General features: G+C 70.3%; 13 protein-coding genes. 9 read left to right on the top strand and 4 right to left on the bottom strand.

What is annotated here, in order from left to right; all coding sequences use genetic code 11:
- From IFT89_RS12355 to IFT89_RS12365, 3 genes are all read right to left on the bottom strand, one after another.
- Positions 1–869: energy-coupling factor ABC transporter ATP-binding protein (locus IFT89_RS12355; RefSeq protein WP_307783500.1), on the bottom strand; the 869-nt coding region annotated here is incomplete at its 3' end.
- Positions 870–914: 45 nt separating this feature from the next.
- Positions 915–1,496, bottom strand: coding sequence for an ECF transporter S component (locus tag IFT89_RS12360; protein ID WP_079705103.1), 582 nt, complete (start codon positions 1,494–1,496; stop codon positions 915–917).
- A gap of 113 nt (positions 1,497–1,609) precedes the next feature.
- Positions 1,610–2,560 carry a pirin family protein gene (locus tag IFT89_RS12365; protein ID WP_202939097.1) on the bottom strand — a complete coding sequence of 317 codons (951 nt, stop codon included), beginning with the start codon at positions 2,558–2,560 and terminating at the stop codon, positions 1,610–1,612.
- A 118-nt stretch (positions 2,561–2,678) separates the two neighbouring features.
- Here IFT89_RS12365 and IFT89_RS12370 point away from each other — a divergent pair, with 118 nt between their 5' ends.
- The 5 genes from IFT89_RS12370 (at position 2,679) to IFT89_RS12390 (ending at position 6,748) form a co-directional block, all read left to right on the top strand.
- Positions 2,679–3,797, top strand: a complete 1,119-nt coding sequence (locus IFT89_RS12370; protein WP_079705105.1) for an AI-2E family transporter — start codon at positions 2,679–2,681, stop codon at positions 3,795–3,797.
- A gap of 47 nt (positions 3,798–3,844) precedes the next feature.
- Positions 3,845–4,288 (top strand): DUF3592 domain-containing protein, encoded by a 444-nt coding sequence (locus IFT89_RS12375; RefSeq protein ID WP_192018741.1) that lies wholly within the window; start codon positions 3,845–3,847, stop codon positions 4,286–4,288.
- Between the two features lie 279 nt (positions 4,289–4,567).
- The gene (locus IFT89_RS12380) at positions 4,568–5,182 is read left to right on the top strand and encodes a hypothetical protein (RefSeq protein WP_137242289.1); all 615 of its coding nucleotides are present in this window, start codon (positions 4,568–4,570) and stop codon (positions 5,180–5,182) included.
- Positions 5,183–5,324: 142 nt separating this feature from the next.
- Positions 5,325–6,092 (top strand): YcnI family copper-binding membrane protein, encoded by a 768-nt coding sequence (locus IFT89_RS12385; protein WP_202939098.1) that lies wholly within the window; start codon positions 5,325–5,327, stop codon positions 6,090–6,092.
- Complete coding sequence (locus IFT89_RS12390; RefSeq protein WP_202939099.1) at positions 6,092–6,748, top strand: copper resistance CopC family protein; 657 nt, start codon at positions 6,092–6,094, stop codon at positions 6,746–6,748. Before IFT89_RS12385 ends, IFT89_RS12390 begins: the two co-directional genes overlap by 1 nt.
- A 636-nt stretch (positions 6,749–7,384) precedes the next feature.
- Here IFT89_RS12390 and IFT89_RS12395 read toward each other — a convergent pair.
- Positions 7,385–8,044, bottom strand: coding sequence for a fasciclin domain-containing protein (locus IFT89_RS12395; RefSeq protein ID WP_137242286.1), 660 nt, complete (start codon positions 8,042–8,044; stop codon positions 7,385–7,387).
- Positions 8,045–8,252: 208 nt separating this feature from the next.
- Between IFT89_RS12395 and recQ the strand changes: the two genes are divergently transcribed.
- From recQ to pip, 4 genes are all read left to right on the top strand, one after another.
- A complete protein-coding gene (recQ, locus tag IFT89_RS12400; RefSeq protein ID WP_202939100.1) occupies positions 8,253–10,247 on the top strand; it encodes a DNA helicase RecQ in 1,995 nt (664 codons plus the stop codon).
- Positions 10,248–10,408: 161 nt separating this feature from the next.
- Positions 10,409–12,490 carry an acyl-CoA dehydrogenase family protein gene (locus IFT89_RS12405; RefSeq protein WP_124768703.1) on the top strand — a complete coding sequence of 694 codons (2,082 nt, stop codon included), beginning with the start codon at positions 10,409–10,411 and terminating at the stop codon, positions 12,488–12,490.
- A gap of 90 nt (positions 12,491–12,580) precedes the next feature.
- Positions 12,581–13,468, top strand: coding sequence for a KPN_02809 family neutral zinc metallopeptidase (ypfJ, locus tag IFT89_RS12410; protein WP_086474588.1), 888 nt, complete (start codon positions 12,581–12,583; stop codon positions 13,466–13,468).
- Between the two features lie 133 nt (positions 13,469–13,601).
- Entirely contained in the window at positions 13,602–14,561 is a 960-nt protein-coding gene (pip, locus tag IFT89_RS12415) for a prolyl aminopeptidase (RefSeq protein ID WP_202939101.1), read from the top strand.
- The last annotated feature ends 92 nt before the right edge of the window (positions 14,562–14,653 follow it).

Below are 14,653 nucleotides of genomic sequence, written 5' to 3' on the forward strand. Positions count from 1 at the left end.
GGGGCGACGGGTGCGGTCGGCGGCGTCGGCAGCGTGGTGGCGTCGAGTGCGGCGGCCAGCTCGGCGGGTGTCAGGGGAAGGTCCGGCAACGCGACACCGGCCGACCGCAGACGCAGCGCGGCGAGCGTCGCGACGGGGAGCCAGACGCCCATCGCGAGCAGTTCGTCGAGGTGACCGAGCAGGACGTCGCGGGTCGGGCCGTCGAAGGCGAGTCGCCCGTCGCGATCGAGGACGACGACCCGGTCGACGAGGTCGATGGCGGCGTCGAGGTTGTGCTCGACGAGCAGGATCGCGTGCCGCTTCCCGGTGCCGTCCGGTCCGGAGACGAGTGAACGGAGCGCTGCGTAGACCTCCTCGATCCCGGCCGGATCGAGGTTCGCCGTCGGCTCGTCGAGAACGAGGAGGTCGCTCCCCATGGCCAGGGCACAGGCGATCGCGAGTCGCTGTCGGCCGCCGCCCGAGAGTCGGTCGGGGTTCTCGGTCCGGCGCTCCCAGAGCCCGACCTGCCGAAGTGCCCGTTCAGCGCGGGACAGCACCTCCTCGACAGGGAGCAGGAGGTTCTCCGGGCCGAAGCACACCTCGTCGAGGACCGTTCCGGTGACGATCTGCGCGTCGGGGTCCTGGAACACCATCGCCACGTGCTCGCTCAGCTGCGCGACCGTCGAGGTGGACGTGTCGAGCCCGCCGGTGACCACAGCACCCTCGAACTCGGCCGGGACGGCGTGGGGGACGAGGCCGTTGAGGGCCAGCGCGAGCGTCGACTTCCCCGAGCCGCTCGGCCCGAGCAGGAGCACCACCTCACCGGGTGCGACCTCGAACGACACGTCGTCCGGGGTCCACTCCTCGCGCTCGTCATGACGGATGCGCACCCGCCGGACCACGGTGGCGGGGTGCGTCGGCGGTACGGGGTCCACTCAGGCCCGCGTGCCGGCCGAGCCGCGGTCGCGCTGCAGGGGTTTCGCGATGGACCGACCCACACCGGCTCTCGCGAGCGCCGCTGCGACCGCCCGCCCGAGCGCGGTGAAGGCGATCGGGCTGAGCACGAAGAGTGCGATGTAGACCGTCTGGGCGAGGGGCGCGAAGTGCTCGATCCCGAGGACGACGAGCACGGAGCCGCCGAAGACGAGTCCGGCGATGCCGGCTGCCAGGTAGAAGACCCATGCCCTCCAGACGCGGTAACGCGACACGGCGAAGGGGATCTCCTGCAGGAGCCCGATCGCGAGACCGGTGCCGAAGTAGCGGAAGAACCACTGCGGGCTGAACGCCGCGGAGACGAGGCCGGCGGTGAGCCCGGTCATGAGGGCCACACCACCACGTCGGAGGAGCGCCTGCGAGACGACGCCCGGCAGGAAGTACACGCCGATGATGAGGCCGTAGAGCACGGGGGCGGTCGCGGAGATCGTGCCGCCGACGTACCCGGAGACGACGAAGACGAGGCCGCCGCCGACGCCGATGGCGGCGCAGGTCAGCAGCAGTCGCGTACTCAGACGTTGCATGAGCCCACCTTCACGAGCAGCCGATCTCCTGAGGACAGCCTATCCTTTATCAGCCCGTCGAGACGCCGACGGACACCGCTCGGAACGGGGTCCGGAGCGCCCGATCCCGGCGGTCAGATCGAGCGTCGGCGCGGGGTCAGACGGACGCTCGGCAACGGCGGCGCCGGGATGCGGTCCGTACCGTGGCCGGCGACCGAACCGAAGCGCGGCGACCCCGCCTCCCAGTCCTCCCGGGCGGACTCGATGTCCTCGTGAGTGCGACCGACGAAGTTCCACCACATGACCAGCTCCTCCGGGAACGGCGTCCCTCCGAGGAGTACGAAACGGGCACCGGTCGCGCTCCGGAGCTCGAGTCGATCGCACCCGGGCGCCAGGTAGAGCAACGGGCCGGAGCCGAGTTCGACGCCGCCGACCTCGAGCGCCCCGTCGAGCACCAGCACGCCGTGCTCGAAGGACGGATCCACCGGCACCTCGACGACGGTGTCGGCCTCGAGCGTCACGTCGGCACCGAGCAGGGGCGAGTGGACGGTCGCGGTCGACGTCACGCCGCCCAGCGTGCCGACGAGGACGGTCGCCTCCAAGCCTGGAGCGCGGTGGACGGGCAGGTCCGTGTGCTGCTCGAACGCCGCCGACACCGAGGCGGCGGTCTCCGGGAGCGCCACCCACAGCTGGAGGCCGTGCATCGCGGCCGCCTCCTCGCCCACCGAGAACTCGGAGTGCGACACGCCTCGACCGCTCGTCATGAGGTTGAGCTCGCCCGGACGGACGACCACGTCGCTGCCCACGCTGTCGCGGTGGCGGATGTCGCCGACCAGCGGCCACGTCACGGTCTGCAGGCCGGTGTGCGGATGCGGCAGCACGCGCATCAGCGAGCGGTCCTCGTCGAAGCGGTCGAGGAAGCACCAGGCGCCGATCATCGGCAGCTCGCGCTGCGGGAGGGTGCGATGGACGCTCAGGCCGCGGACGCCGCCGAGGGGGACCTCGCGGGCCTCGAGGAGCCTCGTCCCGGATCCATCAGGTGCGTGGCAGACGCTGGGGACCGGGTCGGCGTCGAGTCTCGTCATGAGCGCCTCCTTATCACGGACAACGCTACTCCCGCTCGGCCTGACCTCGGCCCGCACCGACGTGGTTGACTGGGCGCGGGGCCCGTCCGGCTCCGCCGCTGCCGAGATTGGGGATCCCATGGGCCTGTTCGACAAGCATGAGGACGCACCGGAGCCGCTCGCCCGCGGCCTCTGGCACGACCGCATCGGCACGTTCGCGACCCGGAGCATCCAGACGCTCGCCATCGTCGCGGTCGCCGCGCTGATCGTCTTCGCGCTGACCCAGCTCTCGCTCGTGATGATCCCCGTCGTCATCGCGCTCATCCTCGCATCGGCGATCTACCCGCTCATGCGGTGGATGCGGTCGAAGGGGCTCCCGTCGATCCTCGCCACCTGGATCGCCCTCGTCTCGATCCTGGTCGTCCTCGGCGGCATCGGGTGGCTCATCGTCTGGGCCGTCCGCAGCCAGTGGGACGACCTCGTCGACTCCGCCTCGAAGGGCTTCGGCCAGCTGCAGGACTGGCTCGGCACCCTGCCGTTCGACATCGACGAGAAGCAGATCGAGGACGCCAAGCAGACCGCGGTCGACTTCCTCACCTCGAGCCAGTTCGGCAGCGGGGCGCTCGCCGGCGTCTCCGCGACGGCGAGCTTCCTCACCGGCCTGGTGCTCATGGTCGTCGTCCTGTTCTTCTTCCTCAAGGACGGGCCGCGGCTCTGGGAGTTCCTGCTCCGCCCCTTCACCGGAACCGCGTACGACCGTGCCAAGCGCATCGGCGGCAAGACGGTGGACACCCTCGGCGGGTACGTGCGCGGCACCGCCACGATCGCGGCCGTCGACGCGATCGGCATCGGCATCGGCCTCGCGATCATCGGGGTCCCGCTCGCCCTGCCGCTCAGCGTCATCGTGTTCCTGACCGCCTTCATCCCGATCGTCGGTGCGACCGCCGCGGGCATCCTGGCGGCGCTCGTCGCCCTCGTCGCCAACGGTCCGGTCGCCGCCCTGATCGTCGTCGGCATCGTCGTGCTCGTGAACCAGCTCGAGGGCAACTTCCTCCAGCCCGTCGTCATGGCACGCTCGCTCAAGCTGCACGCCCTCGTCGTCCTCCTCGCCCTGACCGCCGGCACCATCCTCGGCGGCATCGTCGGCGCGGTCCTCGCCGTCCCGATCGCCGCGGTCGCGTGGGGCATCATCGGCGTCTGGAACGGTCCGGACCAGCCGGCCGAGCCCATGCGGCAGAAGCGACCCGAGTCCGTCTGAGCGAGGCCGTCCGGGTCGTGGGTCCGCCCGCCGGATAGCATGTGATCGTGGACCCCCACGATCTCCTCGGCCTCGTCTTCGAGGTCTTCACCTGGATCGGCTTCGGCAGCGCCGTCGTCGTGCTGCTCGTCATGCTCATCGCGCGGGCGGCGGACGGCAGCTGGGTGGAGACGCACGGGGTCATCGTGGACCTGCCGGACGACGCGGGCGGCGGGGACGTCGATCGAGGTCCGGGGCGCGAGGTCCGCTGGATGACCGAGGCGGCCGAGCTGTACTCACGACCCGTCACGGATGCGGAGTTCGACGCCCTCCGCGACCCCGAGGAGCCGAACGTCTTCTACGCCCGCCGGGAACCGTCGCGCGCACGCTTCCGCCGGACGGCCGATCATACGAGGGCGCTCCGGCTGCTCTTCGGCGTGACCTTCGGCATCGGCGTCGTCTGCTCCATCGCCTCGATCGTCCTGCTGTTCGTCGCCGACACCGGGGCCTGACCACCTGGTCCTCCTTCCGGTCACTGAGCCTGTCGAAGTGCCCTCCGAGTGAATCTGCTTCCGGTTCCTGAGCACCCCCTCCCCGGTCCCTGAGCCTGTCGAAGGGCCATCCTCCCGGTCATTGAGCCTGTCGAAATGCCCCCGAGTGACCCCTGGTCCGGGCTCCGATCGTCCTGGCCACCCCCTCCCCGGTCCCTGAGCCTGTCGAAGGGCGACGCTCGGGTAGGCTGTCAGCACGAGCGTCGACACCTGGTCCGCTCGCTCTCCCGGAGGCATCGCATGACGGAACGGTGGGCCCGTGTCGCCCGCGGCACCGCCGCAGCCGCGTTCGCCACCTTCGCCGCCGCCCTCTCGCACACCATCGGCGGGGCCGCCGCACCGTCCGCGTTCGTGCTCCTGGTCGGTGGCACCTTCGCCGTCCTGGTCTGCGTCCTCCTCGCCGGCCGCCGCATCACCGCACTCGGGGTCATTGCCTCCGTGCTCGTGAGCCAGCTCGGCTACCACGCGCTCTTCACCCTCGTCCCGAGCACCGTCAGTGCCACGGTCGCATCCGGCGGTACGACCGGCCCCGCCGACTGGCACCGGCACGGGGTCGTCGAACTCGCGACCGGCGGCGTCACCGCGGCGCACACCCACGGCGACACCACGATGTGGGCGGCGCACCTTGTCGCGGCCGTCGCGACCATCGCAGCCATCCTGTTCGCGGAACGCGCGACACTCGCCGCGCTCGCCGCGCTGACCGTCCGGATCCTCGCCCGCCGTGCCGCACCGACGCACCTCGTCCCCGCGCCCCGTCGGGTGCGCTGGGTCCGCGTCAACCGTCGTCCCCGCAACCTCGGGGTGGTCCTGCTCCACCTGCGACACCGCGGTCCGCCGGCGCTCGCCGCCGCCTGACCGACGCACCACCCTCCGACCGGGACGGGTGCCGTGCGTTGCCGGTCGGCCCCGACGCAGCAGCACCCTTCGGCGCGCCATCCGGCGTGACCATCCCCTTTCCGCACGCTCGACGCCGTGCGGAGCAGTCGACAGGACGATCATGAACGCAACCACCCCCCGCCCCACCTTCCGCAAGCCCGCCGTGCTCGGTGCCATCGCCATCGGCGCCGGAGCGCTCCTCGCGGTCGGCGCACCGCTCGCCGCCAGCGCCCACGTCAGCGTCACGCCGACCTCCACCGCCGCCGGCTCCTACACGGTGCTGAGCTTCGCCGTCGGTCACGGCTGCGACGGCTCGCCCACGACGAGCCTCTCCTTCGAGATCCCGGAGGACATCAACGCCGTGACGCCGACGGTCAACCCGAACTGGACCATCGACAAGCAGATGGCCCCGCTCGCGAAGCCCATCACCGACAGTCACGGTGAGCAGCTCGCCGAGCGCGTCGGCACGGTCGTCTACACGGCCAAGACGCCCCTCGCCGACGGCTACCGCGACACCGTCTCCTTCCAGGTCCAGCTGCCGGCCGACGCCGAGGGCAAGACCCTCGTCTTCCCGGTGACGCAGACGTGCGAGGTCGGCCAGACCGACTGGACCGACGTCGCGAAGGACGGTCAGACCGAGGACGACCTCGAGTCGCCGGCGCCCGTCGTCGTCGTGACCGCTGCCGAGGCCGGCGACCACCACGGTGGCGCTGCCATGGACGACGACGGTGACGGCGACCACACCGAGGCCGCCGCCTCGACCGACGCCGGCACCACCGACGTGCTGGGCCGCGTGCTCGGCATCGCCGGTCTCGTCGTCGGTGCCGCCGGCATCGTGATCGCTGCCTCCGCACGCCGCGCAGCGTCCGACGCGAAGCGCCAGGCCTGATGACGGTCTCCCGTCGTCGCCGTCTCGTCGGCACCGCTGCGACCGCGTTCCTCGCGGTCGCAGCGGTGCTCGCCGTGGCCCAGCCGGCCTCAGCGCACAACAGCATCATCTCGACGACGCCGGCCGAGGGTTCGACGATCACGGAGCAGCCGGAGCAGCTCGTCATCACGACGAACGACAACCTGCTCGACCTCGGGGAAGCCGGCCAGTCCAACCAGATCCAGGTGACCGGTCCCGGCGACGAGCGGCTCTACTACGGCACCGCGTGCGCAGCGGTGAACGGACCTGCGCTCGTCATGCCGTTGCAGCTCGGGCAAGCCGGCGAGTACACCGTCGTCTGGCAGCTCGTCTCGACCGACGGCCACCCGCTGTCGGGCAGCTACACCTTCGAGTGGGCGCCGGCCGAGGGCCAGGAACTCGCCGCGGGGAGTGCGAAGCCCGCGTGCGCGACGAGCGGTGCTTCCACCGTCGAGCCCTCGTCGGAGGCGGGCGGTGTCGAGCCGGAGTCGTCCTCTGGCGGGCTCAGTGGCGATGTGTGGTGGATCGTCGGCGCGATCGGCGTCGTCCTGATCGCCGGCATCGGCGTGCTGCTCGTGACCCGGCGGAAGCCGGAGCCCATCTCGGACGACCAGGGCACGGACACCCCCGCGCCCTGAGCCGCTCCCGTTCCGGTCCCTGAGCGACACCCTGTCCGGTCCTGGGCCGGCACCCCGTGCGTTCCCTGAGCGCCACCCCGTTCGGTCCCTGAGCGGCACCCCGTTCGGTCCCTGAGCTTGTCGAAGGGCGGTCCGGTCGATGGTGTCCTCGGATGGCGAGGTGCTTCGTGGGCACTTCGACAGGCTCAGTGACCGGGTGAGGTGACATGCCTCGGTCCCTGAGCTTGTCGAAGGGCGGTCCGGGCGATGGTGCTGTCGGCTGGCGGGGCATCTCGTGGGCACTTCGACAGGCTCAGTGACCGGGTGAGGTGCCATGCCTCGGTCCCTGAGCTTGTCGAAGGGCGGTCCGGTCGATGGTGTCCTCGGATGGCGAGGTGCTTCGTGGGCACGTCGACAGGCTCAGTGACCGGGGGAGGTGACACGCTTCGGTCCCTGAGCTTGTCGAAGGGCGGTCCGGTCGATGGTGTCCTCGGATGGCGAGGTGCTTCGGGGGCACTTCGACAGGCTCAGTGACCGGGGGAGGATCGGGCGAGCGGGTTCCGGTCCCGACACAACGGAACAGCCCCGCCATCCTCGAGAGGATGACGGGGCTGTTCGGTTGTTACCGGTGTAGCGTGCGGGTGAACCCGCGGTCGGCTACTTTGCCGGCGGCATCAGCACCGAGTCGATGAGGTACACGGTCGCGTTGGCGGTCTTGACGCCACCGCAGATGACCTTGGCACCGTTGACGGTGATGTTGTCACCCGAGCCCTCGACCTTGACGGTTCCACCCTCGACGGTGGTCTGCTCACCGTCGATGTCGGACGGAGCGATCTGGCCGGGGATCACGTGGTACGTGAGGATCGAGGTCAGCGTCGCAGCGCCCTCAGGCGTCTTGAGGCTGTCGATCGTCGCGGCGTCGATCTTCTTGAACGCGTCGTCGACCGGGGCGAAGACGGTGAACTCGGAGCCGTTCAGCGTGTCGACGAGGTTGACGTCGGGGTTCAGCTGGCCGGAGACCGCAGCGGTGAGCGTGGTCAGCAGCGGGTTGTTGGACGCGGCGACGGCGACGGGGTCGGCCGACATGCCGGCGACGGAGCCAGCACCGTCCGGGACGGCGTCAGCGTAGGCGGCGCAGCCCGAGCCGACGAGGTCCGCTGCGGGGTCGGCGGTCATGCTCGACTCGGAGGGAGCGGAGCTCGGCTCCATCGAGGAACCGCTGTCGGAGCTGGAGCCGCTGGAACAGGCTGCGAGGCCGAAGGTCGCGACGGCGGCGAGTGCGAGCACTGCCATGTGGTTTCGCTTGATGGTACGCATGTGATTCTCCTTTGATGAGGTTTGGACCGGTTGTCGAGTGCCTCTCAGAACCGGCCCTCGATGACACTTCGGAGCCCCCACGGGGGTGGTTTGGAAAAAGATCCGATCGCGTGTCGGACGGGGTCGCGCATTAAGAGGAGCGAAATTCTTCGGATCCGTTCCTGCGGAGGGGCACCGGGGTGTCAGCCGCTGCGGCTACGATCGACGGATGAGCTGGAGCACCGAACCCGACTGGATCCCGGACGACGCGGACGCTCCCGACGACTTCGACGCCCCACCGCCCGACGACGCGTACCTCGGCGGTGGTGTCGCGTGGGGGAGCGGAGCGGTCGCTTCCACTCCGCCCGCAGCGGCTCCGGTGGCTGCCCGTGCGGCCGGCCAGAAGTTCGCCACGGCGCAGGAGGCACTCCACACCGTCTTCGGGTACGACGCGTTCCGCGGCGAGCAGCAGCAGATCATCGAGCAGGTCGCCGGTGGCGGCGACGCGGTCGTCCTCATGCCGACGGGTGGGGGCAAGAGCCTCTGTTATCAGATCCCCGCCCTGCTCCGACCGGGCACCGGCATCGTCGTCTCCCCGCTCATCGCCCTCATGCAAGACCAGGTCGACGCACTCCTCGCCGTCGGCGTCCGCGCCGCGTTCCTCAACTCGACGCAGGATCCCGCTGAGCGTTCGCGGGTCGAACAGGCCTACCTCGCCGGCGAGCTCGACCTCCTCTACGTCGCGCCCGAGCGCCTGAGCTCCGAGGCGACCCGGCGGTTCCTCGGCCAGGGCACCATCGCCCTGCTCGCGATCGACGAGGCGCACTGTGTGTCGCAGTGGGGGCACGACTTCCGCCCCGACTACCTCATGCTCGGCGAGCTCGCCGAACGCTGGCCCGACGTCCCGCGCATCGCGCTCACCGCGACCGCCACCGATGCGACGCACCAGGAGATCACGCAGCGGCTCCACCTCGGTGAGGCGAAGCACTTCGTCTCGAGCTTCGACCGACCGAACATCCAGTACCGGATCGTCGGCAAGAACGAGGTCCGCAAGCAGCTCGTCGCGTTCGTGAAGGAACAGCCGGCCGGCACCGCCGGGATCGTCTACTGCCTCAGCCGCAAGACGGTGGAGCAGACGGCGCAGCTCCTGCGCGACAACGGGGTGGACGCCGTGGCGTACCACGCCGGACTCGACGCCTCCGTGCGAGCGGCTGCGCAGTCCCGCTTCCTCCGCGAGGACGGTGTCGTGGTCGTCGCGACCATCGCCTTCGGGATGGGCATCGACAAGCCCGACGTCCGGTTCGTCGCCCACGTCGACCTCCCGAAGAGCGTCGAGGGCTACTACCAGGAGACCGGCCGTGCGGGGCGCGACGGCGAGCCGTCGATCGCCTGGCTCGCCTACGGCCTGCAGGACGTCGTCCAGCAGCGGCGCATGATCGCGGAATCACCGGGCGACCTCGCGCACCAGCGCAACCTCAGCGCCCACCTCGACGCGATGCTGGCCCTCTGCGAGACCGTCGACTGCCGCCGGGTCAACCTGCTGCGCTACTTCGGTCAGCCCTCCACGCCGTGCGGCAACTGCGACACCTGCCTCGAACCACCGGTCACCTGGGACGGCACCGTGCCGGCGCAGAAACTCCTCTCGACGATCGTGCGCCTGAAGCGCGAGCGCAACCAGTCCTTCGGCGCGGGGCAGATCATCGACATCCTCCGCGGCAAGCGGACCGACCGCGTCGCCCAGCAGCGGCACGACGAACTCGCGACCTTCGGCATCGGCGAGGACCTCAGCGACCAGGAGTGGCGCGGCGTGGTCCGTCAGTTGCTCGCACGCGACCTCCTGGCCACCGTCGGCGAGTACGGCACGCTCGGCCTCACCGACGGGAGCGCCGAGGTGCTCGCAGGGAACCGACCGGTGGCCATGCGTCGCGAGCCGGAACGTGCCGCCCGCTCCTCGTCGAGGTCGTCCTCCCGCTCGTCGAGTGCGAACGCCGAGCTCGAGCCGGCCGCGGCCGAGCTGTTCCAGGCCCTGCGTGCCTGGCGGGCCGGGGTCGCGAAGGAGCAGGGCGTCCCCGCCTACATCGTCTTCGGCGACGCGACGCTGCGCGAGGTCGCGACGGCGAAGCCCGACTCGCTCGGTGCGCTCGACGGCATCAGCGGCATCGGTGCGAAGAAGCTCGACGCCTACGGGCAGTCGCTCATCGAGGTCGTCGCCGCCAACGCCTGACGCCGCTCCTGGGAGCGAGCTGCGACAGCTGTGGGGGAGGACCAAGTCGATCGACGACGATGGGGCGGGCCCTTGTCCACATCCCACAGGCGCTTTCACCCATCGTTATGACAGTCCTACCATTGTGGGAGGTTTTCATGGGTGAAAGGCAGGACACAGCGATGGTCGACACAGCGATCCGGACGAGCGTCAGCGGTACGACGGCAGCGACGGTCGAGGTGGCGCCGTCCGACGCGAGGATCGACGTCCCCGCGCTCGCGCACCAGCTGCTCGGCACCTGGCCGGAGGCCCGTCTCGCGTCGCGTGCGCTCGCCGCCAAGCCGGAGATGCAGCGGATCGAGGGCCAGTCGATGGACGACCACCGCGACCGCGTCTTCCACCAGCTGAAGCTCCTCGTCGAGAACGGCCAGGTGCTCAAGGCGTTCCCGAAGCGCCTCGGCGGCGCCGACGACCACGGCGGCAACATCGCCGGGTTCGAGGAGCTCGTCCTCGCTGACCCGTCCCTCCAGATCAAGTCCGGTGTCCAGTGGGGCCTCTTCGGTGCGGCGATCCTGCACCTCGGCACCGAGCCGCACCACGACGCGTTCCTGCCCGGCGCGATGAACCTCGACGTCCCCGGTGCATTCGCGATGACGGAGTCCGGTCACGGCTCCGACGTCGCCTCGATCGCGACGACCGCGACGTACGACCCGGAGACCCAGGAGTTCGTCATCGACACCCCGTTCCGCGCGGCGTGGAAGGACTACCTCGGCAACGCGGCCGTGCACGGCAAGGCGGCGACCCTGTTCGCGCAGCTCATCACGAACGGCGTGAACCATGGCGTGCACTGCTTCTACGTGCCCATCCGCGACGACGAGGGCGCATTCCTCCCCGGGATCGGCGGCGAGGACGACGGCCTGAAGGGTGGGCTCAACGGCATCGACAACGGCCGGCTGCACTTCACCGGCGTCCGCGTGCCGCGCACCAACCTCCTCAACCGCTACGGCGACGTCGCCGAGGACGGCACCTACTCGTCGCCCATCAAGAGCCCCGGGCGTCGCTTCTTCACCATGCTCGGCACGCTCGTCCAGGGCCGGGTGTCCCTCGACGGCGCAGCGACGTCGGCCTCCGCCCTCGCCCTGCAGATCGCGATCACCTACGGCAGTGAGCGTCGGCAGTTCAACGCGGGCAGCGACACCCAGGAGGAGGTCATCCTCGACTACCAGCGCCACCAGCGCCGGCTCCTGCCGCGCCTCGCGACGACGTACGCGCAGATCTTCGCCCACGACCGGCTGCTCGTGAAGTTCGACGAGGTCTTCAGCGGCAAGGCCGACTCGGACGACGACCGTCAGGACCTCGAGACCCTCGCGGCGGCCCTCAAGCCGCTGTCGACCTGGCACGCGCTCGACACGCTCCAGGAGGCGCGCGAGGCGTGCGGCGGCAACGGCTTCCTCGCAGAGAACCGCCTCACCGGCCTGCGCGCCGACCTCGACGTCTACGCGACGTTCGAGGGTGACAACAACGTGCTGCTGCAGCTCGTCGCCAAGCGTCTCCTCACCGACTACAGCCGGAAGTTCGCGAAGGTCGACGCCGGTGCGCTCGCCCGCTACGTCGTCGAGCAGGCGACCGACCGCGCCGTGCACAGCAGCGGACTCCGGAGCCTCGCGCAGACCGTGAAGGACTTCGGGTCGACGGCACGCTCGGTGAGCCAGCTGCGCGACACGAACGTCCAGCGCGAGCTGCTGACGGAGCGCGTCGAATCGATGATCGCCGAGGTCGCGACGAAGCTGCGCGGCGCGAACAAGCTCTCGAAGCAGGCCGCGTCCGACCTGTTCAACGCACACCAGAACGAACTCATCGAGGCCGCGCGTGCGCACGGCGAGCTCCTCCAGTGGGAGGCGTTCACCGAGGGTGTCGAGCAGATCCAGGACCCCGGCACCAAGCAGGTGCTGACCTGGGTGCACGACCTCTTCGGGCTCTCGCTCATCGAGAAGCACCTCGCCTGGTACCTCATCCACGGGCGCCTCTCCCCGCAGCGCGGCCAGGCCGTCAGCGCGTACGTCGACCGCCTCATCGCCCGGTTGCGTCCGCACGCCCTCGACCTCGTCGAGGCCTTCGGCTTCGCGCCTGAGCATGTGCGCGCACCCATCGCGACCGGCCAGGAGGCGCAGCGCCAGCAGGAGGCCGCCGACTACTTCGCCGAGCTCCGTGCCTCGGGCGACGCTCCCGTCGACGAGAAGACGCTCACGAAGAAGTCCCGCTGACCGCAGCCGGTTGACAGGAGGCATATCGTCGTCGGCGCAAGGGTCCGGCGACGATATGCCTCACCTCGCGCTGCGCGATAGGGTGCCGACATGACGTTCAACGACAACGCCGACATCAGCGGGAACAAGGTCAAGCGACGGGGCCGCACGACCGGCATCGCCGTCGGTGGCGGCGCGGTCGGCGTCATCGTGATCGCCCTCATCTCGCAGTTCCTCGGGGTCGACGTCTCGGGCATCCTCGGCGGCGGCGGCATCGGCGGGGGCCAGCAGGAAGAGAGCCAGCTCTCCGACGAGTGCCAGACCGGTGCCGACGCGAACGCGAACGTCGACTGCCGCATGGGCGGTGCCTACTCGTCGCTCGACGCCTACTGGGCCGAGGAGCTGCCCGCGCTCGGCGTCGACTACACCTCGCCGGCGGACTTCATCATCTTCGACCAGCAGACGAACACGGGTTGCGGCGCCGCCACGAGCGCCACCGGCCCGTTCTACTGCCCGCCGGACCAGACCATCTACATCGACACCAGCTTCTACGCCGAACTGCGCGACCGCTTCGGTGCCTCGGGCGGACCGCTCGCCGAGATGTACGTCGTCGCCCACGAGTGGGGTCACCACATCCAGGCGCTCACCGGCATCATGGACCGCGCCGACCGCAGTGGTACGGGCCCGGCCTCCGACTCCGTCCGGATCGAAGTGCAGGCCGACTGCTTCGCCGGAGCATGGGTCGCCGCGGCGTCCGACACCGAGGACGCGAAGGGGGTCGCCTTCCTGAAGCCCGTGACCCAGCAGGAGATCGACGACGCCCTGAGCGCCGCGGCCGCCGTCGGTGACGACCGCATCCAGGAAGCCGCGACCGGCCAGGTGAACCCCGAGGCCTGGACCCACGGCTCCGCCGAGCAGCGCCAGCGCTGGTTCATGACCGGCTACCAGTCCGGTCCGTCCGCGTGCGACACCTTCTCGGTGTCCGCCGACCAGCTCTAGCCCGCGAGGGGTCCCGAATGGTCGGTTCCGCGTGTGCCGAGCCGGCCATTCGGGACCCCTCGCGAGCTGTGGGGCGATGGGTGCGGCATGCTAGATGAGACACGTGTCGTGAACACAGGAGGAAGTGGACCGTATGGGTGAGCCGTATCCCGAGATCGAGCCGTACGAGACCGGCATGCTCGACGTCGGCGACGGGCAGTCGCTGTACTGGGAGACCTCCGGCAACCCCGACGGCAAGCCCGTCGTGTTCCTCCACGGCGGCCCGGGCGGCGCGACGAGTCCGATCCACCGTCGGCTCTTCGACCCGAAGCGGTACCGCATCGTCCTCGTCGACCAGCGCGGCTGCGGCAAGAGCACCCCGCACGCGAGCGATCCGGCGGCCGACCTGTCGACGAACACCACCTGGCACCTCGTCGCCGACCTCGAGGTCCTCCGGAAGGCGCTGAAGATCAAGCGCTGGATGGTGTTCGGCGGGTCCTGGGGCTCGACCCTCGCGCTCGCGTACGCGCAGAAGCACACGAAGCGCGTCACCGAGCTCGTGCTCCGCGGTATCTTCACGCTGCGCGACGCCGAGCTCGACTGGTTCTACGAGGGCGGTGCCTCCGCGGTCTTCCCCGACCTGTGGGAGGGGTACCTCGAGCCGATCCCGGTCGGCGAGCGCCGCCACCTCATCGAGGCCTACCACCGCCGCCTGTTCGACGAGGACCCGGCCGTCCACGGTCCGGCGGCCGTCGCCTGGTCGCGGTGGGAGTCCTCGACGATCACCCTGCTCCCGCAGGAGGAGACCGTCGCCCGGTTCACCGACCCGCACTTCGCGGTGGCGTTCGCGCGCATCGAGAACCACTTCTTCACGAACAAGGGCTGGTTCGAACCCGAGCAGCTCATCCGCGATGCCGGCAAGCTCGCCGGAGTGCCCGGCGTGGTCGTCCAAGGCCGCTACGACATGTGCACCCCGGTCTTCACCGCGTGGGACCTGCACCGGGCCTGGCCGGAAGCGGACTTCACGATCGTCCCCGACGCCGGGCACGCCTTCGACGAGCCGGGCATCCTGTCGGCGCTCATCGACGCGACGGACCGCTTCGCGAAGGACTGAGGGACTGCTCCGGTCCCTGACGACGCCCTTCGACAGGCTCAGGGACCGGATTCGGCTCGGGGACCGGGGTCGGTTCAGGGACCGGGGTCGGT

The organism is Plantibacter sp. CFBP 13570 (assembly GCF_014841395.1).
GTDB lineage: Bacteria > Actinomycetota > Actinomycetes > Actinomycetales > Microbacteriaceae > Plantibacter > Plantibacter auratus.